The 24,390-nt window shown below is 68.0% G+C and carries 22 protein-coding genes; 11 read left to right on the top strand and 11 right to left on the bottom strand.

From position 1 onward, the window contains the following. From A9X01_RS30695 to A9X01_RS23450, 3 genes are all read left to right on the top strand, one after another. Positions 1-838: DUF2189 domain-containing protein (locus tag A9X01_RS30695; protein ID WP_065123018.1), on the top strand; the 838-nt coding region annotated here is incomplete at its 5' end. 108 nt (positions 839-946) lie between these two features. Next, positions 947-4,291 carry a transglutaminase family protein gene (locus tag A9X01_RS23445; RefSeq protein WP_065123019.1) on the top strand — a complete coding sequence of 1,115 codons (3,345 nt, stop codon included), beginning with the start codon at positions 947-949 and terminating at the stop codon, positions 4,289-4,291. Between the two features lie 31 nt (positions 4,292-4,322). Further along, positions 4,323-6,992: a circularly permuted type 2 ATP-grasp protein gene (locus tag A9X01_RS23450; protein WP_065123020.1), complete on the top strand. Its 2,670-nt coding sequence runs from the start codon at positions 4,323-4,325 to the stop codon at positions 6,990-6,992. 19 nt (positions 6,993-7,011) lie between these two features. Here A9X01_RS23450 and A9X01_RS23455 read toward each other — a convergent pair whose 3' ends face one another. Together A9X01_RS23455 and A9X01_RS23460 are read right to left on the bottom strand one after the other, a co-directional pair. Then, positions 7,012-8,055 (bottom strand): zinc-binding metallopeptidase family protein, encoded by a 1,044-nt coding sequence (locus A9X01_RS23455; protein WP_065123021.1) that lies wholly within the window; start codon positions 8,053-8,055, stop codon positions 7,012-7,014. After that, a complete protein-coding gene (locus tag A9X01_RS23460; RefSeq protein WP_065123022.1) occupies positions 8,048-8,974 on the bottom strand; it encodes a transglutaminase family protein in 927 nt (308 codons plus the stop codon). Before A9X01_RS23460 ends, A9X01_RS23455 begins: the two co-directional genes overlap by 8 nt. A 142-nt stretch (positions 8,975-9,116) precedes the next feature. On the opposite strand from A9X01_RS23460, the gene A9X01_RS23465 reads away from it, so the two are divergent. Both A9X01_RS23465 and A9X01_RS23470 read left to right on the top strand, forming a co-directional pair. Beyond that, positions 9,117-10,385: an esterase/lipase family protein gene (locus tag A9X01_RS23465; RefSeq protein ID WP_081282576.1), complete on the top strand. Its 1,269-nt coding sequence runs from the start codon at positions 9,117-9,119 to the stop codon at positions 10,383-10,385. Between the two features lie 50 nt (positions 10,386-10,435). Further along, positions 10,436-10,849 carry an MmcQ/YjbR family DNA-binding protein gene (locus tag A9X01_RS23470; RefSeq protein WP_065123023.1) on the top strand — a complete coding sequence of 138 codons (414 nt, stop codon included), beginning with the start codon at positions 10,436-10,438 and terminating at the stop codon, positions 10,847-10,849. Here the strand turns inward: A9X01_RS23470 and A9X01_RS23475 are convergent. The 4 genes from A9X01_RS23475 to aspS are packed head-to-tail and all read right to left on the bottom strand — an operon-like array spanning position 10,827 to position 15,225. After that, the gene (locus A9X01_RS23475) at positions 10,827-11,879 is read right to left on the bottom strand and encodes an FUSC family protein (protein WP_155772237.1); all 1,053 of its coding nucleotides are present in this window, start codon (positions 11,877-11,879) and stop codon (positions 10,827-10,829) included. The genes A9X01_RS23470 and A9X01_RS23475 overlap by 23 nt on opposite strands. Before the next feature lie 27 nt (positions 11,880-11,906). Further along, positions 11,907-12,947: an FUSC family protein gene (locus tag A9X01_RS23480; RefSeq protein WP_065123025.1), complete on the bottom strand. Its 1,041-nt coding sequence runs from the start codon at positions 12,945-12,947 to the stop codon at positions 11,907-11,909. A gap of 50 nt (positions 12,948-12,997) precedes the next feature. Then, complete coding sequence (locus tag A9X01_RS23485; RefSeq protein ID WP_065123026.1) at positions 12,998-13,435, bottom strand: nitroreductase family deazaflavin-dependent oxidoreductase; 438 nt, start codon at positions 13,433-13,435, stop codon at positions 12,998-13,000. Beyond that, positions 13,432-15,225, bottom strand: coding sequence for an aspartate--tRNA ligase (aspS, locus tag A9X01_RS23490; RefSeq protein ID WP_172832592.1), 1,794 nt, complete (start codon positions 15,223-15,225; stop codon positions 13,432-13,434). The genes A9X01_RS23485 and aspS overlap by 4 nt, the downstream gene beginning before the upstream one ends. Positions 15,226-15,280: 55 nt before the next feature. On the opposite strand from aspS, the gene A9X01_RS23495 reads away from it, so the two are divergent. From A9X01_RS23495 to ypfJ, 3 genes are read left to right on the top strand one after another with little or no spacing between them, the layout of a single operon-like run. Then, entirely contained in the window at positions 15,281-16,177 is an 897-nt protein-coding gene (locus tag A9X01_RS23495) for an oxidoreductase (protein ID WP_216638936.1), read from the top strand. Between the two features lie 8 nt (positions 16,178-16,185). Then, positions 16,186-16,689, top strand: a complete 504-nt coding sequence (locus A9X01_RS23500; RefSeq protein ID WP_065123028.1) for an SRPBCC family protein — start codon at positions 16,186-16,188, stop codon at positions 16,687-16,689. Positions 16,690-16,721: 32 nt separating this feature from the next. After that, positions 16,722-17,603, top strand: coding sequence for a KPN_02809 family neutral zinc metallopeptidase (gene ypfJ, locus A9X01_RS23505; RefSeq protein WP_065123029.1), 882 nt, complete (start codon positions 16,722-16,724; stop codon positions 17,601-17,603). 6 nt (positions 17,604-17,609) lie between these two features. Here the strand turns inward: ypfJ and A9X01_RS23510 are convergent, their stop codons facing one another. Beyond that, positions 17,610-18,491 carry a dihydrodipicolinate synthase family protein gene (locus A9X01_RS23510; RefSeq protein WP_065123030.1) on the bottom strand — a complete coding sequence of 294 codons (882 nt, stop codon included), beginning with the start codon at positions 18,489-18,491 and terminating at the stop codon, positions 17,610-17,612. Continuing rightward, positions 18,484-19,287, bottom strand: a complete 804-nt coding sequence (locus A9X01_RS23515) for an aldolase (protein WP_065123031.1) — start codon at positions 19,285-19,287, stop codon at positions 18,484-18,486. Before A9X01_RS23515 ends, A9X01_RS23510 begins: the two co-directional genes overlap by 8 nt. Before the next feature lie 52 nt (positions 19,288-19,339). Here A9X01_RS23515 and A9X01_RS23520 point away from each other — a divergent pair, with 52 nt between their 5' ends. Further along, positions 19,340-19,858, top strand: coding sequence for a helix-turn-helix domain-containing protein (locus A9X01_RS23520; RefSeq protein ID WP_065123032.1), 519 nt, complete (start codon positions 19,340-19,342; stop codon positions 19,856-19,858). 4 nt (positions 19,859-19,862) lie between these two features. Here the strand turns inward: A9X01_RS23520 and A9X01_RS23525 are convergent, their stop codons facing one another. After that, on the bottom strand, positions 19,863-20,300 hold the full coding sequence (locus A9X01_RS23525) for an Rv2576c family protein (protein ID WP_065123033.1): 438 nt from the start codon (positions 20,298-20,300) through the stop codon (positions 19,863-19,865). A gap of 69 nt (positions 20,301-20,369) precedes the next feature. Between A9X01_RS23525 and A9X01_RS23530 the strand changes: the two genes are divergently transcribed. Both A9X01_RS23530 and A9X01_RS23535 read left to right on the top strand, forming a co-directional pair. Then, complete coding sequence (locus tag A9X01_RS23530; protein WP_065123034.1) at positions 20,370-21,215, top strand: patatin-like phospholipase family protein; 846 nt, start codon at positions 20,370-20,372, stop codon at positions 21,213-21,215. A 51-nt stretch (positions 21,216-21,266) separates the two neighbouring features. Further along, a complete protein-coding gene (locus A9X01_RS23535; RefSeq protein ID WP_065123038.1) occupies positions 21,267-22,841 on the top strand; it encodes a purple acid phosphatase family protein in 1,575 nt (524 codons plus the stop codon). On the opposite strand, the gene A9X01_RS23540 is transcribed toward A9X01_RS23535, so the two are convergent. Together A9X01_RS23540 and A9X01_RS23545 are read right to left on the bottom strand one after the other, a co-directional pair. Further along, a complete protein-coding gene (locus A9X01_RS23540) occupies positions 22,838-23,866 on the bottom strand; it encodes an Rv2578c family radical SAM protein (protein ID WP_065123035.1) in 1,029 nt (342 codons plus the stop codon). The genes A9X01_RS23535 and A9X01_RS23540 overlap by 4 nt on opposite strands. Positions 23,867-23,897: 31 nt before the next feature. Further along, positions 23,898-24,390, bottom strand: a 493-nt coding sequence (locus tag A9X01_RS23545) for a PE-PPE domain-containing protein (RefSeq protein WP_155772238.1), incomplete at its 5' end; no start/stop codon positions are given.

Here is a 24,390-nt window from a genome sequence, read left to right on the forward strand (position 1 = left end):
GCCCTACGGCGGCCCGGGCGGAGCGCCCCCACCCCCACCCGGATATCCGGGGGGCTTCGGTGGCGGACCCGTTTCCGACTTCAGCGTCGGCAACGCCTTCGGCTGGGCGTGGGCCAAGTTCACCCAGAACATCGCCGCGCTGGCCGTGCCCACCCTGATCTATTTCGTGGCGCTGGGTGCGGTCATCGGGATCCCGTTCGGTATCGCGATGGCGACCTCGGAAACCACGACGACGACGTACGACTACGGCAGCGGCTATGCCTACGAAGCCTCGACCTCGAGCTTCTCGGCGATCAGCTACATCGTGTTGACAATCGGCTACGTCGCCGCGTTCTTCGTGGCGATGTACATGCAGGCCGCGCTGGTCACCGGCGCCTTGGAGATCGCCGACGGCAGGCCGGTGAGCATCGGGACGTTCTTCAAGCCGCGCAATGTGGGCGGCGTGCTGCTCGCCACGCTGCTGCTGGGCCTGGCCGCAGTGCTGACCTCCTGCACCTTCGTAGGACCGCTGATCATCACCTTCTTCGCGCAGTTCGCGATCGCGTTCGTGGTGGACAAGGGGTTGTCGCCAGTCGACTCGATCAAGGCCAGCTTCGCGACGGTCCGTGCCAACCTGGGGCCCAGCGCGCTGTCCTGGCTGGTGCAGTACGCGGTGGTACTGGTCGGTGAGATCGCCTGCTTCATCGGCCTGGTCGCCGCCCTGCCCGTCGCTTCGTTGATCCAGGTCTACACCTACCGCAAGCTCACCGGCGGGCAGGTGGTCGAGGACAACCAGCAACAACCCGGCTACCCCGCCGGTCCGCCGCCCGGACAGTACCCGGGACAGCAGTACGCCTGACCAGCCGTTCACGACGAGCGGCTGACCGACGAATAGTTGCCGCCCGCAACGCAAGCCGATATCGGTGCGCGCTGCGGGCGGCAGTCTTCTGTGATGGGATCAGCGGTTATGAGCATCAAAGTTGCGCTGGAGCACCGCACCAGCTACACCTTTGACCGGCTGGTCCAGATTTACCCGCACGTCGTGCGGCTGCGTCCGGCGCCTCATTCCCGCACCCCGATCGAGGCCTATTCGCTGCGGGTCGACCCCGCCGAGCACTTCATCAACTGGCAACAGGACGCGCTCGGTAACTTCCTGGCGCGGTTGGTATTCCCCAAACCGACCCGGGAGCTGACCATCACCGTCGGCCTGATCGCCGATCTCAAGGTGATCAACCCGTTCGACTTCTTCATCGAGGACTGGGCCGAGATCTGGGCCCCCAAGAACGGCGCTCTGTACCCCAAGGCGCTGGCCCATGACCTGGAGCCCTTCATGCGGCCCGTCGACGAGGACGGCGACGGCTCGGGCCCGGGCGACCTGGCTCAGGCGTGGGTGCAGAACTTCTCCGTGCCCGAGGGCACCCGCACCATCGACTTCCTCGTCGCCCTGAACCGGGCCATCAACGCCGATGTCACCTACAGCCTGCGGATGGAGCCCGGCGTCCAGACACCGGATTTCACGCTGCGCACCGGCGTCGGCTCGTGCCGGGACTCGGCCTGGCTGCTGGTGTCGATCCTGCGCCAGCTCGGTCTGGCCGCCCGGTTCGTGTCGGGCTACCTGGTGCAACTGGCGTCCGACGTCAAGGCTTTGGACGGGCCGTCCGGGCCGGCCGCCGACTTCACCGACCTGCACGCGTGGACCGAGGTGTACATCCCGGGTGCGGGCTGGATCGGCCTGGACCCGACGTCGGGATTGTTTGCCGGCGAAGGCCATATCCCCCTGGCCGCCACCCCACACCCGTCGTCGGCGGCACCGATCACCGGCAGCACCGGCCCCTGCACCTCGACGCTCGAGTTCTCCAACACCGTCACCCGGGTTCATGAGGACCCGCGCGTCACGCTGCCCTACACCGACGAGGCGTGGGAGGCGATTTGCACGGTCGGCCGGCACGTCGACCAGCGCCTGACCGCCGGCGACGTGCGGCTCACGGTCGGCGGCGAGCCGACGTTCGTGTCGGTGGACAATCAGGTCGACCCGGAGTGGCGCACCGCCGCCGATGGCCCGCACAAGCGGATTCTGGCGTCGGAGCTGGCCGCCCGGCTCAAGGCCCAGTGGGCGCCGCAGGGCCTCGTGCAGCGCAGCCAGGGCAAGTGGTACCCCGGAGAACCGTTGCCGCGCTGGCAGATCGGCCTTTACTGGCGGACCGATGGGCGGCCGCTGTGGACCAACGACGCGCTGCTGGCCGATCCCTGGCGCCGCGACGACGACGCCGCCGCGGCCGACAACGAGACCGCCTACAAAGTGCTGGCCGGCATCGCCGAGAGCCTGGGTCTACCGCTGACGCAGGTCCGCCCGGCCTACGAGGACCCGCTGCTGCGGCTGGCGGCCGCGGTGCGGTTGCCCGACGGCGACCCGGTGCCGCCCGGTGACGATCTCGACGACGACAGCGTCGCCGCCCGCACCGCCCTGCTGGCCCGCCTCGACGAGGCCGTGACCACGCCGTCGGCCTACGTGTTGCCGTTGCACCGCCGCGACGACGGCAGCGGCTGGGCCAGCGCCGACTGGCGACTTCGCCGGGGGCGTCTGGTGCTCACCGAGGGTGATTCGCCGGCCGGTCTGCGCCTGCCGCTCAACGCGATCAGCTGGACTCCCCCGCCGGCCCAGTTCGACGCCGACCCGGGAACCGTGCGTTCGGGCCAGTCACCGGACCCCGCCGGCACCGGCGAGGCCGCCACCCTGGTCGACCCGCAGAACGCACCCACCACTGCGCTGGTCGCCGAGGTCCGCGACGGGCTGCTCTACATTTTCCTGCCGCCCACCGGCGCGCTGGAAGACTTCATCGACCTCATCAACCGCATCGAGAACGCGGTGACCAAGGCCGATGCTCCGGTCGTCATCGAAGGTTACGCACCGCCGCCGGACCCGCGCCTGGCGTCGACGACCGTCACCCCCGACCCCGGTGTGATCGAGGTAAACGTCGCGCCCACGGCAAGTTTCGACGAACAACGCCGGCAGCTGGAGACGCTCTACGAGGAAGCCCGGCTGGCGCGGCTTTCCACGGAGTCTTTCGACATCGACGGCACCCACGGCGGCACCGGCGGGGGCAACCACATCACACTCGGGGGCGTCACACCCGCCGACTCCCCACTGCTGCGCCGCCCGGACCTGCTGGTCTCGCTGCTCACCTACTGGCAGCGGCATCCGTCGCTGTCCTACCTGTTCGCCGGGCGGTTCGTCGGCACCACCTCGCAGGCTCCCCGGGTGGACGAAGGCCGCGCCGAGGCGCTCTATGAACTCGAGATCGCGTTCGCCGAAATCGCCCGGCTGTCACCGTCTTTCGGGGGCGGCCGGCCGCAACCGTGGGTGACCGATCGGGCGTTGCGGCACCTGCTCACCGACATCACCGGCAATACTCACCGCGCGGAATTCTGCATCGACAAGCTCTACAGTCCCGAGGGACCGCGCGGCCGGCTGGGCCTGTTGGAACTGCGCGGTTTCGAGATGCCACCCCACCTGCGGATGGCGATGGTCCAGTCGCTGCTGGTGCGCTCGCTGGTGGCTTGGTTCTGGGAACGGCCGCTGCGCGCCCCGCTGATCCGTCACGGCGCCAACTTACACGGACGATACCTGTTGCCGCACTTCCTGATTCACGATATCGCTGATGTCGCGGCGGACCTGCGTGCGCAAGGCATCGGTTTCGAGACCAGTTGGCTGGACCCGTTCACCGAGTTCCGTTTCCCGCGCATCGGCACCGCCGTGTTCGACGGCGTGGAGATCGAATTGCGCGGGGCCATCGAGCCGTGGAACACCCTCGGCGAGGAGTCCACCGCCACCGGCACCGCCCGCTTCGTCGATTCGTCGGTGGAGCGCGTCCAGGTCCGGATCATCGGTGCCGACCGGCACCGTTACGCGGTGACCTGCAACGGCTACCCGGTGCCGCTACTGGCCACCGACAACCCCGACATCCACGTCGGCGGTGTGCGTTTCAAGGCGTGGCAGCCGCCGAGCGCGCTGCACCCGACCATCTCCACCGACGTCCCATTGCAGTTCGAACTCATCGACCTGACCACCGGAACCTCGCGCGGCGGCTGCACTTACCACGTGGCGCATCCGGGCGGGCGCGCCTACGACCAGCCGCCCATCAACGCCGTGGAGGCCGAGTCGCGCCGCGCCCGCCGCTTCGAGGCGACCGGCTTCACCTCGGGCAAGCTCGACCTGGCCGCGTTCCGGGAGAAACAGGCGCGTTTGTTGACCGATGTCGGCGCGCCGGGCATCCTCGACCTGCGTCGGGTGCGTACCGTTCAGCAGCAGTGACGTTTCGGGACGGCACGGGATTGGCGCAACGATGGCACTAGGGAGCGGTTCGCCGGCGATCGCCGGGGAACGGTACGACGTCGACCGCCTGTTGGCGGGATACCGCACCGCGCGCGCCCAAGAGGCCCTGTTCGACCTGCGGGACGGGCCTGCCGGCGGCTACGACGAGTTCGTCGACTCCGAGGGCAACGTCCGGCCCGGCTGGGACGAACTCGCCGACGTCATCGCCGAACGCGGCCGGGCGGGGCTGGACCGGCTGCGCTCGGTCGTGCACAGCCTGATCGACCACGACGGCATCACCTACACCGGGGTCTCGGATGGCCCGGTCGTGCGGGGTCCCGACGGCCACGTCCAGCCCCCCGAGCCCGGGCCGTGGTTGCTGGACACGCTGCCGCTGGTGGTTTCGGCCGCGGACTGGGAGGCACTGGAGGCCGGCCTGGTCCAGCGGTCGCGCGTGCTGGACGCCGTGCTCGCCGACCTGTACGGGCCGCGCAATCTGCTCACCGAGGGGCTGCTTCCGGCGCAACTGGTGTTCGCCCATCCCGGATATGTGCGCTCCGCCAACGGCATCAAGGTCCCCGGGCATCACCAGCTGTTCATGCACGGCTGCGACCTCAGCCGGCGTTCGGACGGCAGCTTCCAGGTGAACGCCGACTGGACGCAGGCGCCCTCGGGCGCCGGGTACGCGCTGGCCGACCGGCGGGTGCTGGCGCACGCGATCCCGGACCTCTACGAGCACATCGCCCCGCGCCCGAATACGCCGTTCGCACAAGCACTTCGGCTGGGCTTGATCGATGCCGCCCCCGACGTGGTGCAGGACCCGGTGGTGGTGGTGCTCAGCCCCGGCATCTATTCCGAGACGGCGTTCGATCAGGCGTATCTGGCCAGCCTGCTTGGTTTTCCGATGGTGGAGAGCGCCGATCTGGTGGTCCGCGACGGCAAGCTGTGGATGCGGTCGCTGGGCACCCTCAAACAGGTCGATGTGGTGCTGCGCCGCGTCGACGCGCTCTACGCCGATCCGCTGGACCTGCGCGCCGACTCCCGGCTCGGGGTGGTCGGCCTGGTCGAGGCGCTGCACCGCGGCACCGTGACGGTGGTCAACACCCTGGGCAGCGGCATCCTGGAAAGCCCTGGGCTGCTGAGGTTTCTCCCCGAGTTGGCCGAGCGACTGCTCGGCGAGGAACTGCTGTTGCACAGCGCCCCGACGTACTGGGGCGGCATCGCCGCTGAGCGGTCCCACCTGCTGGCCAACCTGTCGTCGCTGATGATCAAGCCGGTGGACGGCGGCGAGCCGCTGGTGGGGCCGTCGCTTTCGTCCGCACAGCTGACCGAGTTGGCGGGGCGGATCGAGGCCATGCCGTGGCGATGGGTGGGGCAGGAACTGCCCAGTTTCTCCTCGGCGCCCACCGACCACGCCGGTGTGCTGTCGTCCGCCGGTGTCGGCATGCGGTTGTTCACCGTCGCACAGCGCGGCGGTTACGCGCCGATGATCGGCGGCCTGGGTTACGTACTGGCGCCCGAGCCGTCCGCCTACACGTTGAAAACCGTTGCGGCAAAAGATATTTGGGTACGTCCAACGGAGCGGGCCATCACCGAGACAGTGATGCTGCCGTCGGTGCCGGCACCGGTGAAGACCGGAGCGGGAACCTGGGGCGTCAGTTCGCCCAGGGTGCTGTCTGACCTGTTCTGGATGGGTCGCTACGGCGAGCGCGCGGAGAACATGGCCCGGCTGCTGATCGTGGCGCGGGAGCGCTACCACGTCTACCGGCACCATCAGGACAACGAGGAAAGCGAGTGCGTGCCGGCCCTGATGGCCGCGCTGGGCAAGATCACCGGCACCGATACCGGGGCAACCAGCGACGGCGAGTACGACCCGGCCGAGATGATCGCCGTAGCGCCCTCGATGCTGTGGTCGATGACCGTGGACCTGGACCGGCCGGGATCGTTGATCCAGTCGGTGGAAGGGCTGGCGCTGTCGGCGCGGGCGGTGCGCGACCAGCTGTCCAACGACACCTGGATGGTGCTGGCCAATGTCGAACGGGCCGTGGCTCTTCGGTCCGACCCGCCGCAATCACTGGCCGAGGCCGACGCCCTGCTCGCCAACGCGCAGTCGCAGGCGCTGGCCGGCATGCTGACGCTGGCCGGGGTGGCGGGCGAGTCGATGGTGCACGACGTGGGCTGGACCATGATGGACATCGGCAAGCGCATCGAGCGCGGCCTGTGGCTGACCGCACTGCTGGGCGACACCCTGACCCGGGTGCGCGGCACCGTCGCCGAGCAGTCCATCGTTGAGTCGACACTGGTGGCCTGCGAGTCCTCGGTGATCTACCGGCGCCGCACGCTGGGCAAGGTCAGCGTGGCCGCGGTGACCGAGTTGATGCTGTTCGACGCGCAGAATCCGCGCTCACTGTTGTTCCAGTTGGAGCGGTTGCGGTCCAACCTCAGGGACCTGCCCGGTTCGTCGGGGTCGTCGCGTCCGGAGCGATTGGTCGACGAGATGAGCACCCGGCTGCGCCGCTCGGATCCCGCTGAGCTGGAAGAGATCACCGCCGGACGCCGCGAGGAATTGGCGGAGCTGCTCGGTGCCATCCACACGGCGCTGCGCGACCTGGCCGATGTCATCACCGCGACACAGCTGGCCCTACCCAGCGGCATGCAGCCGCTGTGGGGTCCCGACGAACGCCGGACGATGCCCGCCTGATCGAGCTGAGGCGAGCTGATCAGGCCGCGTTGGCCGCGGCGGTGGTCTCCTCGATCACCGCATGCACGAACTGCATCTTGTCGAGCACCGCAGGCGGCAACACGAACGGATACAGGTCGTCGTGACCCATCGAACGGTTCACCATGTTCAGCGACCACGACAACGGCAGCCACATCTCGATGATCGTGGCAAACGCGCTGGGGCCCACCGGCGGTCGGTCGAACGTCGCCGCCGCCGGGGCCAAGCCGCAGGACGCCGAGGTGTCCAGGGTGTCGCGGATGTGCAGGTAGTGCGCGAACGTCTCGGCCCAGTCCTCGGCGGCGTGCATGGTGGCGTACGACGAGACGAAGGTCTCCTGCCATCCGTCGGGGGCGCCTTCGCTGTAATGACGGTCCAGCGCCGCCTGGTAGTCGGCGTCGGGATCGCCGAACAGCTCGTTGAACCGGGCCAGGTGCTGCTGCGACGGTGAGATCAGCCGGTAGAAGTAGTAGTGCCCGACCTCGTGCCGGAAGTGCCCCAGCAGCGTCCGGTACGGCTCTTCCATCTCCACCCGCAACTGCTCACGGTGCACGTCGTCACCCTCGGCCAGATCCAGTGTGATGACACCGTTTTCGTGTCCGGTGAAGACTTTTTCGTGGGCACTGGACAGTAAGCGGAAGGCCAACCCGTAGTCCGGGTCCTCGTCCCGCCCGACGATCGGCAGCTTCAGTTCCTTCAGCTCGGCGATCAGGCGCCGCTTGGCCGCCTCGGCACGCGCGAACTCGGCCAAACCCACGGTGTCCTGGTCGTTGGGTCGTTCGATCGTCAACGCGCATGACTCGCACAGGCCGCCGGGATGATCGACCGGAACAATCCAATTGCATTCGGCCAGGTACAGATTGGAGCACAACCGGTATTCGTTGGCGGGTACGGCGCCGGCGTGGTCGCTGTCCTCGTCGCGCTTGGCGATCACCAGCAGCGACATCTGGTCCAGCGAGAACCCCAGCGCACTGCCGCAGGACAGGCACTCGGAGTTCTCGAAGGCCAGGCGCTGGCCACAGTTAGGGCAGTGGAAGTCACGCATGCAGCACATCACCTTCGAACGGGACGACGTCGACGCCGACGTCGATCACACTGCGCTCGGAGTTGGTGTAGATGATGCCGCGCAGCGGCGGCACATCCGCGTAGTCGCGGCCGCGTCCGACGACGATGTAGCGCTCGTCGACCAGCGCGTCATTGGTGGGGTCCAATCCCAGCCACTCGAACTGACCCGGCTGCTGGGGCGTCCACACCGACGCCCAGGCGTGGGTCGCGTCAATGCCTATCATCCGATCCTTTCCCGGCGGAGGGTCGGTGGCCAGATACCCGGATACGTAGCAGGCCGCCAGACCGTTGGCGCGCAGGCAGGCGATCGCCAGCCGCGCGAAGTCTTGGCATACCCCCTCACGGGCGGTCAGAACCTCACTGACACGGGTGGAAACGGTGGTCGATCCCGAGCGGTAGGTGAAGTCGTGGAAGATGCGCGACGAGAGGTCGCGCAGCACGTCCACCAACGGGCGTCCGGGCTCGAAACTGGGTGCGGCGTACTCGCGGACCTCGTCGGTGATCTCCGGCGGGTTGAGGTCCAGCGTGAAGTCGACCTCCAGCGCCCCCTGGCTACCGCTGGGGCGGGCCTCTTCCCACGGTCGCAGGGCCGGCCCCGCGTTGTACAGGTTGGACGCCTGCATGACGACGTCGACGATGGAGTCGCTGGTGATCGTCAGCGTGCGGTGCGGTTCGGTGACGTGGAAATACGAGCTGATGTTGCCGTAGGTGTCACGGCTGGTGGAGCTGTCGGCCGGGGCCGGGTCGATGATCAGCTGGTGCGCGACGCATTTCTGCCGCAGCGAGTCGCGCGGGGTGAGGAATCCGCGGCCATATGAGCTGGTCACGACGTCGGAGTAGCGGTACTCGGTGCGATGCGTCACTCGGTAGCGCTTGGTGTCCAGAAAATCAGCGGGCACCGATCAAACCTACTGCCAAGCGCACTACCAGGCGTTGACTCTGCGGGGAGGGCGCGTCTGTCTCGGACTTTTGCGCCCTGGATGCAGAATCAACGCGAAAAAGGGGAACACTTGTTTACTGAAAGGCAGAAAGGAGCTGACCGTGCAGGGACACGAGATCCGATCACTGGCCGATCTGGCCGGCGAGGGCACGCGCGTGCTGACGACGCTGGTCCGCGACATGCACCACGGGATCGCCGGCCGGGTGTTCAACTCGATAGGCCCGGTGTCCAAGCCAGTTCAGGTGGTTCACGACGTGACCGCTCTGTCCATCTACCGCGCGGTGGACGTCGCGGTGCGCGGGTCGCTTTACGGGGCGGGCGCACTGGCGGCGGGAACGCTGAGCAACGACGAGGACGACTCCGTTCAGGCGCATCCCCGGGTCGCAGGAGCGATCGCCGCCGTTAACGGCATCTACGGCGACGAGTTGGCCAACCGGGACAACAAGTTTGCGCTGAGCATGCAAATTCGTCGCAAAGGCGAGCCCGTCCCTGTGACGGCGGAGTCGCTGGCGACCGCTTTCCCGAAGGCCACCGGACGCATCGCGGTCTTCGTGCACGGCTGGTGCATGACCGAACGGTCCTGGTGGCGCGCCCCGCGCACCGGAGAACCGCTGCGCCCGTACGGTAAGCGGCTGCGCAAGGACCTGGGTTACACGCCGATCTTCTTGCGGTACAACACCGGCTTCCACATCTCGCACAACGGTCAGGAACTGGCCGACCTGCTCGACCGGGTGCACTCGCTCTGGCCGGCGCCGGTGGAGGAAATAGTGCTGGTGGGGCATTCGATGGGCGGTCTGGTGTCGCGCAGCGCCTGCCACTATGGGCTGGAACGCGACCACGCCTGGACCCGTGCCGTGCGGCACGTGGTGTGCCTGGGCTCGCCGCATCTGGGCGCCGACCTGGAAAAAGGCGTCAACCTCGCCTCGTGGGCATTGGCGAAACTGCCCGAGACCCGCGGCATCGCACAGTTCCTCAACACGCGCAGCTCCGGTGTGAAGGATTTGCGTTACGGCGCGCTGCTGGACGAGGACTGGCAAGACCGCGACCCGGATGAGGTGCTGCGGGACCGTTGCGGCGAGGTGCCCTTCCTGCCCGAGGCGGTCTACCACTTCGTCTCCACCACCGCCGCCCCCCGCGCGTTGGGCCTGCTGGTGGGCGATCACCTGGTCCGCCCCAAGAGCGCCGCCGGCCGTGGACGGGCCCGCAAAATCCCGTTCGACGCCGCGCACGGGCTCACCCTCACCGGTCTCAACCACTTCGACCTGCTCAACCACCCGCAGGTTTACGACAAGCTGCTCGAGTGGCTCCGCCAGGCGCCCGCGACCCCCGCGACCTCACAAACCCAGCAATCGCCACAAGCCGTCGGATAGTTCACCGATAGGCGTTCCGAAACCGGGCGGTCGGGCGCACAATCAAAAACGTGGCTACCTGGGCCGACGTCGCCCGCATCGTCGCTGAACTGCCACTGACCGTCGAGCACGCACCGCGTGACTGGCGGGTCGGCAAGAAGCTGATGGCGTGGGAGCGGCCGCTGCGCGCCTCCGACCGCGAGGCGTTGATGCGAGCCGGGGTGGAGCCGCCCGGCGGCGACATCCTGGGCGTCCGGGTGTCCGATGAAGGGGTGAAGCTGGCGCTGGTCGCCGATCAGCCCGAGGTGTACTTCACCACTCCGCATTTCGACGGCTATGCCGCGGTGCTGGTCCGGCTGGCCGAAATCAACGTCGTCGACCTCGAGGAACTGATCATCGAGGCGTGGCTGGTGCAGGCGCCGAAACGGCTGGTCAAGGAATTCCTCGAGGAACGAGCGAGCATCAGCCCCGCGGACAGTCAATAACCGCTTGCAGATCGTCGACGCAGGTCCGGACGATTTCAGCAAGGACTACCTCGGTCGGGTTGCGGGCCGCCGCCGCCAAACTGGCGGCATGGTCGCGCGCGGCCGCGGTATGGGCACACGCGGTCGCCTCATCGGTATCCGCCGCCGACGTCGCATGCGCGAGCTCGCCCACCGCGCCGCGCAGCGGCTCGGCCAGCCACGTCGCGACCGGCGGCGTGATGGTGCGGGCCAGCTGCAGCACGGCGCTGGCGAACAGGCCCAACCGGGCGGCCTGGTAGTCCACCGCGGCGATGGTCTGCCGCATCCCGATCCGCAACGGGGCCCTACGCACGATCAGCCTGGCCGTGCTGCGGGCTTCGATCAGCCCGCCCAACTGGTTGTGGAGCCGGTCGACGCAGCTCAGTGGCCAGTCCGCCGCGACGCGCTCCGGGTCGGCGGTCACGCCGTTGATCTCCACGAGGGTGTCGTGCAGCGCATTCATCACGCCCGCTCGCGCGCTGCCCAACAGGGTCAGCGGGTTCGCCGGAAACAGCACGATGCTGAACACCAGCGCCAGCCCGCCGCCGACCAGCGCGTCGAAGAGCCGCTCACCCACGACACCCGCGCTGTGCGCGAACGCCAGCACCAGCGTCGCCGATACCGCGGTCTGATTGACGAACATGCCGCCTTGGGCGATGAACCCCGTGCCGATCAGCACCGCGACACCCAGCGCCACGAAAACGGCCACCGTGAACGCCAGGCCGTCGGTTCCCAGCATCACCTGCACGGCGGCGCCGAGCACGATCCCCAGGGTGACCCCGACGATCATCTGCCCGGCGCGCCGAGCCCGCAGCACGTTGCTGGCCGACATGCACACCACCGCGGAGATGGGCGCGAAAAACGGCTGCGGATGGTGCAGCACGTCATGGGTGAGATACCACGCCAGCCCGGCCGCCACCGAGGTCTGGGCGATCGGCCACAGCGCGGCGCGCAGCCGGTGCGCGGCCGCCACCGCGCCAACGGCAACCCGATCACGCAGCGAGGTGCTCACACCCTTCATCTAATCGGGCGCGGCGGTTCACTGCCCGAGGTCGATCACCCTTTGCAAGTCGTCGACACACGTCTGTACCCCCTCGGCCAGTGCCCAATCCCGTCCGCCCCGGGCTGCCGACGCCAGACTCGACGCGGCGCGACGAGCGGCGGCCACGTGTTCGGCGGCCCCGGCGAGGTCGGTTTCGGCGAGGGCGACCCCGGCCGCGAGTTCGCCGACGGCCTCGGGCAGGGCGTCCGGCAGCGGTCCGCCGATGGCGGCCGTGGCGACGCGCGCCAGGTGCAGCGCCGACCCGGCGAGAACGGCCACGTGCGCGGTCTGCTGCTCGGCAATCCGGGCCCGCTCCCGCACGCTCCAGCGCCGGGGGGCGGCCAGCGTCTGCCGGGCCGACACCCGGGCCTGCATGAGCAGGCCCAGCTGCTGGTTGACCCGCTCCACGTCCGGTAGCGGCCAGCCCGGCTCTGGGACGCGGCCACCGACCGCATCGGCCGAGTGGACCAGGACATTGTGGACAGCGGCCAACAGTCCGACGCGGGCATTGTGAAGCACTTTGAGCGGATTGCCGGGAAACAACAGCGCGGCAAACGTGATGGCAAGGCCGCCGCCGATCAGCGTGTCCAGCAAGCGATCGATCACGTCACCGCTGCGCGACACCGCGATCACCAGCGTCGCCGAGACGGTGATCTGGTTGAAGAACATCAGTCCCTGGGCGATGTATCCGTGCCCGATCAGCACCGCGCCGCACAACGAGATCAGCACCGCGACGCCGATGGCGATCGCCCCGGTGCCCAGCAGGGTCTGCACCGCCGCACCCAGGGCGATCCCGAAGGTGACCCCGATGATCATCTGAACGGCGCGTTGCGTGCGCAGCACATCGCTGGCCGACAGGCAGACCGCCGCGGCGATCGGCGCGAAGAACGGTTGACGATGCCCGACCACGTCGTGCGCCAAGTACCAGGCGAGGCCGGACGCCGTCGCCGTCTGCGTAATGGGGAACAACACGCTGCGCAGCCGGCGCAGGGCCGCGGTACCGGTTCCGGCAGTCCTGGTGAGGAGCGAAACACCCATACCGCTTACTTACCGCAGCAGCGGCGACAATACGGAGACGCTCGCCGGTGTCAGTTGCGCTGCAACTCGAACAGCGGGATGACCCTGCTGGTCTTGGCCTGGTACTCGGCGAAGCCGGGCGCCGCGGCGACGATCTTGGGGAAGATCTCCTCGCGCTCGGCGGGCGGTAGCTCCCGCGCTGTCACGTCGAAGGCGTCGGTACCGACCTCGATGTGGGCCTGCGGGTTGGCCCGCAGGTTGTGCACCCAACCCGGGTGGAAGTCCGCGCCGGCGAAGGATCCGATGATGATCAGCTTGCCGTCGACGCGGAAATAGGCCAGCGGGGAAAGCCGGGGCTGGCCCGACTTGGCGCCGGTCGTGGTGAGCAGCAATATGTCGGAGTTCTCGAACGGGCCGCCGACCTTGCCCTGGTTGGCGCGGAACTCCTCGGCGATCTGCTGGTTGAACGCTTTGACCGTCTCGGTATCAGGCATGCCGTGGGAACTCATGCCCCGTCAACAGGCTTCGGCTTCGCGTCTATTCCCGATTCTTTGCGCTGCTGAGCGGTGATCGGCGCGGGCGCATCGGTGAGCGGATCGACACCGCCGCCCGTCTTCGGGAACGCGATCACCTCACGGATCGAATCGAAACCGGCCAGCAGCGCGTTGATCCGGTCCCAGCCAAACGCGATGCCACCATGCGGCGGAGCGCCGAAAGTGAAAGCTTCCAACAGGAATCCGAATTTCTCCTCGGCCTCGGCCTTGTCCAGACCCATCACCGCGAACACCCGTTCCTGGATATCGCGGCGGTGGATACGGATTGAACCGCCGCCGATCTCGTTGCCGTTGCAGACGATGTCGTAGGCGTCGGCGAGCGCGCCACCGGGATCGGACTCGATGCTGTCGTGGTACTCGGGTTTGGGCGAGGTGAACGCGTGGTGCACCGCGGTCCAGGCTCCGGAGCCGACGGCCACGTCGCCGGCGGCCGTCGCGTCGTCGGCGGGCTCGAACAGTGGCGGGTCCACCACCCACACGAACGCCCATGCGGTCGGATCGATCAGCCCCAGCCGATGTGCGATCTCGATGCGCGCCGCCCCCAACAACGCGCGCGACGACTTCACCGGACCGGCCGAGAAGAAGATGCAGTCCCCCGGACTCGCGCCGACGTGTGCGGCCAATCCGTCGCGTTCGGCGTCGGACAGGTTCTTGGCCACTGGGCCGGCCAGGGTGCCGTCGTCGCCGACCAACACGTATGCCAGCCCGCGGTGCCCGCGCTGCTTGGCCCATTCCTGCCAACCGTCCAGGGTGCGGCGCGGCTGCGAGGCCCCGCCGGGCATCACCACGGCACCGACATAGGGTGCCTGGAACACCCGGAAGGTGGTGTCGGAGAAGAACTCCGTGCATTCGACAAGCTCCAGCCCGAACCGCAGATCGGGTTTGTCGGAACCGAATCGGCGCATCGCGTCGGCGTAGGTCATCCGCGGGATCGGGGTCGGGATCCGGTAACCGATCAGCGCCCACAGCGCCGACAGGATCTCCTCGGAGATCGCGATGATGTCCTCGACGTCGACGAAGCTGAGCTCCATGTCGAGCTGAGTGAATTCCGGCTGACGGTCGGCACGGAAGTCCTCGTCGCGATAGCAGCGCGCGATCTGGTAGTAGCGCTCCATCCCGGCCACCATCAGCAGCTGCTTGAACAGCTGCGGGCTCTGCGGCAGCGCATAGAAGGTGCCTGGCCGCAGTCGCGCCGGCACCAGGAAGTCACGCGCGCCTTCCGGGGTCGAGCGGGTGATCGTCGGGGTTTCGACCTCGACGAAGTCGTGGCGCGCCAGCACCTCGCGGGCGGCGGCATTCACCTTGGACCGCAGCCGGATAGCGGCGCCGGGGCCATCACGGCGCAGGTCGAGGTAGCGGTACTTGAGCCGAAGTTCCTCGCCGGCGGGCTCGTCGAGCTGGAACGGCAGCGGCGCGCACTCCCCCAGCACCGTCAGCGTGGTGGCGTTGACCTCGATCTCACCCGTCGCGATCTCAGGGTTGGCGTTGCCCTCCGGGCGGATCTCCACGACGCCGGTGACCGCCACGCAGAACTCGGCGCGCAGCCGGTGCGCCTGCGCCAGCACCTCCGGTTGCCGGAACACCACCTGTGCGACACCGGAGGCATCCCGCAGGTCGATGAAGATGACGCCGCCGTGATCGCGGCGGCGCGCCACCCAGCCGGCCAGCGTGACCTGCTGCCCGGCATCACCATCGCGTAGCGAACCTGCGGCGTGGCTGCGCAGCACAAATACTCCTTTATCCAGGGCGAGAACGACTGCTCAGTCTAGAGGGCCGGTCCGGACCCAGTACGTTGGCTGCATCGCAACGCATCCGACAAACATCGCTCTCGTGGGGCCCGGTGCGGTCGGCACGACGATTGCAGCGCTGCTGCACGCCGCCGGTCACCGGGTCCTGTTGTGCGGCCACCGGCGCCGGTCCGGCGTCGAACTGCGTCCCGACGACGGGCAACCCATTGTGGTGCCTGGGCCGGTGCATACCGACCCGGCGGAGGTCAGCGGACCGGTCGACGTGCTGATCCTGGCCGTGAAAGCCACCCACAACGAGCAGGCCCGCGGCTGGCTGGCGCGACTGTGCGACGAACACACGGTGGTGGCCGTCCTGCAGAACGGGGTGGAACAGGTCGAGCAGGTGCAACCGCTGTGTCCGTCCTCGGCGGTGGTTCCGAGCAGTGTGTGGTTCTCCGCCGAGACCCAGCCCGAGGGCTGGGTGCGGCTGCGCGGCTCAGCGGTGCTGAAACTGCCGACCGGGCCGGCGGCGGAGACGCTCGCCGAGCTGCTGCGCGGCGCGGGGTGTGTGGTGGACTGCGACGCCGACTTCACCACCGCGACCTGGCGCAAATTGGTGGTCAACGCGCTGGCCGGGTTCATGGCGCTGACCGGGCGCCGCTCGGGAATGTTCCGCCGCGACGACGTCGCGCAACTGTCCCGCCGCTACGTCGCCGAGTGCCTGACGGTGGCCCGTGCCGAGGGCGCCGAGCTGGGCGACGACGTGATCGAGGACCTGGTCAACCTGTTCCGGGCCGCGCCCGAGGACATGACCACCTCGATCCTGACCGACCGGGAGGCCCACCGCCGCCTCGAATGGGACCTGCGCAACGGCGTCGTCATCCGCAAGGCCCGGGCGCACGGCCTGGCCACCCCGATCAGCGACGTGCTGGTGCCACTGCTGGCCGCGGCCAGCGACGGCCCCGGTTAGGGTGAGCCATGCACCCGTGCGAGCGCGTGGACCTGGCCTTCATCGACAACGCGCCTTTCCGGTTCCGCAACAGCGTCGACCTCGCCATCACCCCTGAGCAGCTGTTCGAGGTGCTCGCCGACGCCGAGTCGTGGCCGCGGTGGGCCAAGGTGATCACGAAAGTGACCTGGACCAGTCCCGAGCCGCGCGGCATCGGCACCACCCGCGTCGTCGAGATGCGCGGCGGCATGGTCGGCGACGAAGAGTTCATCGCCTGGGAACCGTTCACGCACATGGCTTTTCGCTTCAACGAGTGTTCGACGAAGGCGGTCGCCGCGTTCGCCGAGGATTACCGGGTCGAGGTCATTCCGGGCGGTTGCCGACTGACCTGGACGATGGCCCAGAAACCCGCGCGCGGCGCGGGACTGGGCATGGTGGTCTTCAGGCCGCTGCTCAACCTGGCCCTGCGGCGATTCCTGCGCAATCTGCGCGGGTATACCGACACTCGATTCGCCGCAGCACAACAGCGTTAGGCTGGGTTCGCCGTGAGAATGGGGAGCATGCAATGACCTTCAACGAGGGTATGCAGATCGACACCAGCAGCGCGACATCCTCCGGCGGCGGCGGGATGGGCCGGATGGCCATCGGCGGCGGCATCGGCGGCCTGCTGCTCGTGGTGGTCGCCATGCTGCTCGGCGTCGACCCCGGCGGCGTGGTCAGCCAGCAGCCGCTGGACACCCGCGAAGACGTCGCACCCGGCTTCGACCTGAGCCGGTGCAAGACCGGGGCGGACGCCAACAAGTATGTGCAGTGCCGCGTGGTCGCCACCAGCAACTCGCTGGACGCGGTGTGGAAGCAGTTGATGCCCGACTACACGCGACCCCATCTGCGGCTGTTCAGCGGATCGGTGAGCACCGGGTGCGGCCCGGCCAGTAGTGACGTCGGCCCGTTCTATTGCCCGGTGGACAAGACAGCTTACTTCGACACCGACTTCTTCCAGGTGCTGGTCACCCAATTCGGTTCCAGTGGTGGACCTTTCGCCGAGGAGTATGTGGTGGCCCACGAGTACGGCCACCACGTGCAGAACCTGTTGGGCGTACTGGGCCGCGCCCAGTCCGGGGCGAAGGGGGCCACCGGCAGCGGTGTGCGGACCGAGTTGCAGGCCGACTGTTATGCCGGGGTGTGGGCCCACTACGCCTCCACCGTCAAGCAGGAGAGCACCGGTGCGCCGTTCTTGGAACCATTGAGCGACAAGGATATTCAGGACGCCTTGTCGGCGGCGGCCGCCGTGGGCGACGACCGCATTCAGGAGCAGGTGAACGGGCGCACCAACCCCGAATCCTGGACCCACGGCTCATCGGCGCAGCGCCAGAAGTGGTTCACCACCGGGTACCAGAGTGGTGACCCGAACAAGTGCGACACCTTCAAGACCAACGACCTGGGCTAGTCGGTTTCACGCACCCTTCAATAGCTCCCGCAACTCACTACGGCCGGACTCGTCGAGCGGCAGCAGCGGCGCCCGGGGATCACCGGCCGGCACACCGAGCAGCTCCAGGCCCGCCTTCACCGTCGTCGGCAGTCCCCCCGCCACGATGAACTGCAGCAACGGTTTGAGGTCGTCGTAGCGAAGCTGGGCCTTCTCCAGGTCGCCGGCGCGGACCGCCTGATACAGGTCGATACACGGCTGAGCCCGCAAATTCGGTGCGGCCGTGCACCATCCGGCGGCGCCGACCTTCAGCGCGTCCAGCACCAACGGGTTGCTGCCGTTGTAGAACGGCAGCCGGCCCTCGCTGAGCTCGGCGATGCGTTGCATCCGGGACAGGTCGCCGGTGGATTCTTTGACCATGGTGAGGTTGTCGATGTCGCCGAACATCGAGACCAGCAGTTCCGGGCTCATGTCCACGCCGCTGGTGGCCGGGTTGTTGTAGGCCATGATCGGGATGTCGATCGACGCGCCGATGCTGCGGTAGTGCTGGGCGATCTCGCGATCGGTGAGCTTCCAGTAGGAGACCGGAAGAATCATGACCGCGTCCGCGCCCGCCTGCTGCGCGTACTGCGCGCGCCGAATTGTCCGGGCGGTGGTGACATCCGAGACGCCGACGATGACGGGCACCCGGCCGTTGACGGTGGCGATGGTGGCGTCGACGACGGCGTCGAACTCGGCCTCGTCAAGGTAGGCGAGCTCGCCGGTGCTGCCCAGCGGAGCGATCGCGTGCACCCCCGCGGACACCAACCGCTCGACGAGACGGCCATGCCGTTCGGTGTCGATGCCGTCGGCGGAGAACGGCGTCACCGGGTAGGCGATGATGCCGTGGATCTTCGGTGTGTCAGACACGGGCGGACTCCTCGATGGTGATGGCGTCGGGGTGGCGGACCAGGGCGCGGCGGGCGTAGTAGGCGAAGTTGGCCCGGCTGCGCGCGGGTGTCAACGTCCAGTCGTGGGCCTCGCGGGCCAAGTTCTCCGGCAGCTCTTTGACCGTGCCGGCGGCCATCGCGGCGAGTTGCAGTTTGGCGGCCCGCTCAATCAGCACCGCCAGCGAGCAGGCTTCCTCGATGCTGGCACCGGCCACCACCTGACCGTGATGCGCCAGCAGTGCCGCCCTCTTGTCACCGAGGGCGGCGGTGATGATCTCACCCTCTTCGTTGCCCACCGGCACGCCCGGCCAGTTGGCCAGGAATGCGCAGTCGTCGTAGAGCGGCGTGGTGTCCATGTGCGAGACGACCAGCGGCACCTCGAGCATGGACAGCGCCGCCACGTGGAAGGGATGGGTGTGCACGATGCATTGCACGTCCGGGCGCGCGCGGTAGATCCAGCTGTGAAAGCGGTTGGCGGGGTTGGCCATTCCGTCGCCCTGCAGGACGTTGAGGTCCTCGTCGACGAGCAGCAGGTTGTCTTCGGTGATCTCGTCGAAGCCCAGCCCGAGCCGCTGGGTGTAGTAGGTGCCGGCCTCCTCGGCGCGTGCGGTGATCTGTCCCGCCAGCCCGGAATCGTGACCCGCATCGAACAGGGCACGACACGTCAGCGCCAGCTTTTGCCGGGTGGTCAGGCCCGACTCGACTTCCTGGGCCGTCAGCCGATCCTGGGCCCGCCGCATCAGCTCGAATTTGGAGTGGGTGAAAGTCGTCGCCATGTGACACACTGTACCCAACAGGAAACTTTGTGTCATCAGGGAGGGTCCGCCGATGACGGCACTATTGCGGGCGGTCCGCCGGCAGCGCGGTCTGACGCTGGAGCGTCTCGCCGAACAGACCGGGCTGACCAAGAGCTACCTGTCCAAGATCGAACGCGGTCACAGCACGCCGTCGATCGCGGTCGCGCTCAAGGTCGCGCGGGCACTCGACGTCGACGTCGGGCGGCTGTTCTCTGAGGAGGCCGGCGCGGAGAAGATCACCGTCGACCGCGCCGCCGACGCCTGGCATGACCGCTACCGCGCGCTGGCGCCGAGCATGCTGGGAAAGTCCATGTCGCCGTTCGTGGTTCGACCCAGCGGAGCGCACTCCGACCTGCCCCATGCCGAACACACGGGCCAGGAATTCGTGTTCGTCCATACCGGAACGGTGGAGCTCGACTACGGCGACCAAACCATCACGCTGGACACCGGTGACAGCGCCTACTTCGACGCGTCAGTCAGTCATAAGCTTCGGACGGTCGGCACCGGCCCGGCCGAGGTCGTCGTCGTCACGCAGAACGACTCCCGTTAAGCGGTTACCAGGGTCGCGTCGCACAGGTCACCGCGGTAGTGGCCTTCTGCGTCACCACGACCTGGCCGTCCACCGCGATCTCGCATTGCAACTCGGCAATGTTTCCCGAGCTGCAGTCCGGCCAGCGGCACGACCCACTTGCGGCGACGAAGGCCCACTGATTCGGGTTGGCCAGGGTGGCGTTGTAGACCACCGGCTCCCCCGCGCTGAACGTCGTTCCCGCGGTGCTCATGAACTGTGCCGAGTTGGCGTCGAAGGCCGCCTGGCTGGGCGGATCGCTGTTCATGTACCGCACACTGCCGGTGAGATTGCCGGTGCTGGTGATCGTGTAGGTCACCTGGTGACCGGCAGGGTCCGCATGTGCGGTCACCGGGGCAAGAATCCCGTACATTCCCGCAACCGCCAGCGCGGCCGCGCTCGCCACTATTCGCACGTTGGTCATATCGGAAAAGCTACCCGATTCGTTACTTCGGCCATTTTCTGCGAACGTCCCGGCGCCTAACATGCAGCTGTGCCCACAGCATTCGTGTTGTCCGGGGGTGCGAGTCTCGGCGCGATCCACGCCGGGATGCTGCTTGCCCTGGCCGACGCGGGGATCGCACCCGAGCTGATCGTCGGCACGTCCGTCGGGGCGGTCAACGGCGGTTGGCTGGCATCCCGGTCCGACAGCGCCGGCGTCCGCGGGCTGGCGGATCTGTGGATCTCGCTGTCACGCAAACAGATCTTCCCGGCCCGCCCTATCGCCGGAGCGCTCGGCATGTTCGGCCGCCGTACCCATCTGGTGCCCAACACCGGTCTGCGCGCCCTGCTGGCGGAGAAGTTGGAGTTCACCCGACTCGAGAACGCACCGACCCCCCTGCATGTGGTGGCGACGGATGTGATTTCGGGCACCGATGTGCTGTTGTCGTCGGGCGACGCCGTAGACGCCATCGCCGCCAGTGCCGCGATCCCGGGGATCTTTCCGCCGGTGCGCATCGACGGTCGTGACCTGATGGACGGCGGCGTGGTGAACAACACGCCGGTCTCCCATGCGATCGCGCTGGGGGCCGACCAGATCTGGGTGCTGCCCACCGGGTACTCCTGCGACTTGCCTGCCGCGCCCAAGTCGGCGGCCAACATGGCGCTGCACGCGATGACCATCGCCTTGAATCACCGGCTCGCAGTCGATATCGCCCGCTTCGAAACCCAGTACGACCTGCGCGTTATCCGGCCGTTGTGCCCGCTCTCCATCTCCGGCCTGGACTTTTCGCACGCGCCCGAGTTGATCGAACGGTCGGAGGCCGCAACCAGGGAATGGCTGGCCGCCAACCCGCCGACGGTCGGCCAGGCGGCTCTGCTGGAGCCGCACCGGCATTAGGTCGCGGCCGAAGTTGTGCCGGCGTTCACCCGGTTCGGGTATGAAGCACCCATGAGCCAGGAGCCAGAACAGGCGACCGACCGGCCACCGGGCGGGGTGAGCCGTCGCACCCTGCTGGCGACCGGCACGGCGGCCGGTGTCCTCGGTGTGGGCGCAGGAGTGGGCGGAGCCGCGCTGCTCAGGTCGCGCGCCCCGGACATCTGGTCACGGCCCGATGTCTCCGGCACCCCGCCGGTCGGTGGGCTGCATCTGCAGTTCGGCCGCGACGCGAGCACCGAACTAGTGGTCTCCTGGCACACCACGGACGCCGTCCGCGACCCGCGGGTGATGCTGGGCACCCCGACATCCGGCTTCGGTAGCACCGTCGCGGCCGAGACCCGTACCTACCGGGACGCCAAATCCAACACCGAGGTTCGCGTCAACCACGCCCGGCTCAGCGGGCTCAGCCCGGACACCGACTACGTCTACGCCGCCGTGCACGACGGCGCCCACCCCGAGCTGGGCACCGCGCGAACCGCACCGGCAGGCCGAAAACCCTTCCGCTTCACCAGCTTCGGCGACCAGTCGACCCCCACCCTGAGCAAGCTGACCGACGGCAAGTACCTCAACGACCACATCGGCTCGCCCGCGGCCGGTGATACCACCATGGCGATCGAGCGGATGGCGCCGCTGTTCAATCTGGTCAACGGCGACCTGTGCTACGCCAACCTCGCCCAGGACCGGATCCGCACCTGGTCGGATTGGTTCGCCAACAACAGCCGCTCGGCGCGGTACCGGCCGTGGATGCCGGCCGCGGGCAATCACGAGAACGAATTTGGCAATGGGCCCATCGGTTACGGCGCCTATCAGACCTACTTCTCGGTGCCCGATTCGGGATCCAGCCCCGAGTTGCGCGGGCTGTGGTATTCGTTCACCGCCGGCTCAGTGCGGGTGATCAGCCTCAACAATGACGATGTGGCCTATCAGGATGCCGGCAACTCGTATGTGCACGGCTACTCCGGTAGCGAGCAAAAGCGTTGGCTGGCTGGTGAATTGGCTGCCGCGCGACGCGACCCGGGCATCGACTGGGTGGTGGTGTGCATGCATCAGACCGCTATCTCGACCGCCCAGGCCAACGGCGCCGACCTCGGGATCCGCCAGGAGTGGCTGCCGCTGTTCGACGAGCACCACGTCGATCTGGTGCTGTGCGGACACGAACACCACTACGAGCGCTCACATCCGCTGCGCGGCACCCTGGGCACCGACACCCGAACGCCGATTCCCGTCGACACCCGCAGCGACGTGATCGACGTGACCCGGGGAACCGTGCACGTCGTCATCGGCGGGGGCGGCACGTCCAAACCGACGAACGGATTGTTCTTTTCTGACCTACGGTGCCGGGTGATCACCGGTGTCGGTGACTTCGACGCCGCCCTCGGGCACAAGCCGCCCATCTACGTGCTGGAGGACGCGCCGTGGTCGGCGTTTCGCGACCGCGAAAACCCTTATGGATTCGTCGCTTTCGACGTCGACCCGGGTGCGCCCGGCGGCCACACGACGATCAAGGCGACGTACTACGTGCTGCAGGGCCCATACGGGGTGGTGCGAGCGGTGGACGAATTCACGCTCACCAAACCGCGCGGCTAAAACAACGTTTCCTGGACAGGCTCGGGGCAGCGCGCCACTTCGACGGCCGCCGAGAACGGCCGGTGGTCGCCCTTGAGCCCGTACTTGGCCACCAGCGGCTGGGCACGTTCCCGCAGCATCTCGCGGTAGCCGGGCGGCAGATAGGCACCGCGCCGGTACAGCTCGCGGTAGGTGGCGACCAGGTCGGGGTGCGCGCGGGCCAGCCACGCCATGAACCAGCCGCGCGTGGTGCCGCGCAGATGCAGGCCGAACACAGTGACGCTGGTGGCGCCCGCCGCGGCGATCTGGCTCAGCAGGCCATCGAGATGCTCGACGGAGTCGGTCAGGTGCGGAAGCACCGGCGCCACCATCACGTGGCAATCGAGGCCGGCGTCGCGGATCGCGGTGATGAGCGCCAACCGGGCCTGCGGTGTCGGCGTGCCCGGCTCGACGTCGCGGTGCAGCTCCGGGTCTCCAACCGCCAGCGACACCGCCACCGACAACGGCACCTGTTCCGCTGCTGCGGTGATCAGCGGTAGGTCTCTGCGCAGCAGGGTGCCCTTGGTCAGGATCGACATCGGTGTACCCGAACCGGCCAGCGCACTGATGATGCCCGGCATCAGTGCGTAGCGCCCCTCCGCGCGCTGGTACGGGTCGGTGTTGGTACCCAGCGCGACGGTCTCGCGCTGCCAGGACGCCCGACGCAGTTCACAGCGCAGTACCTCCACGACATTGGTCTTGACCACGACCTGGCTGTCGAAGTCGGCACCGGGGTCGAAGTCCAGGTATTCGTGGGTGGGCCGGGCGAAGCAGTACCGACAGGCGTGTGAGCAGCCGCGGTAACCGTTGACGGTGTACCGGAACGGCAGCATGGCGGCGTTGGGCACCTTGTTCAGCGCCGACTTGCACAACACCTCGTGAAAGGTCATGCCCTCGAACTGCGGCACCCGCACGCTGCGCACGAGACCGATCCGCTGCAGCCCCGGCAGCGCCCCGTCGTCGACCGGCGCGCCGTTGACCGCCACCGCCTGACCAGCCCAACGCATGCCCTCATTCGAACAATAGTTCGATCAGGAGTCAAGTGATGGGCCACCCGACCAGCGATCCGCCGGAGAAATAGGGTCCCGCACCCGGTGTCAGCGAGGAGTAGCCGGCGTTGACGATGGGCTGCAGCACCGCGTTCAGGCCGTTGACGATCGGCTGTGGAACACCGAGCTGGACGAGTGGCAGCAGCATGGGCAGTGTCGGCGAGGGAATCATGTAGGTGGTGACCGTGCCGCCCAAAGAGTTTGTCGCGCTGGATATCTCCACCGCGTTCGACACCGCGGCCACCGACGCTGCGTTGTGCTGGTAGAGCGTGCCGAACACCGAATTCACCACCGCGGGAAGATTCCACGGCCGGTCGGGCGGGTTGCCGAAGAAGTCGTACTGGCCGAACACCACGCTGACGTTGTACTGGCTGGCGGCGAGCGGCTGGACGGTGTAGCCGAGCAGCGGCACGGTCATCCCGGTCGGCAGGTAGGTGGCGGCCAGGCCCAGCTCAGGACTGGAGAACAAGGCGAACTGCAGC

The sequence above is a fragment of the Mycobacterium asiaticum genome (genome assembly GCF_001668675.1).
Taxonomy (GTDB): Bacteria; Actinomycetota; Actinomycetes; order Mycobacteriales; family Mycobacteriaceae; genus Mycobacterium; species Mycobacterium asiaticum_D.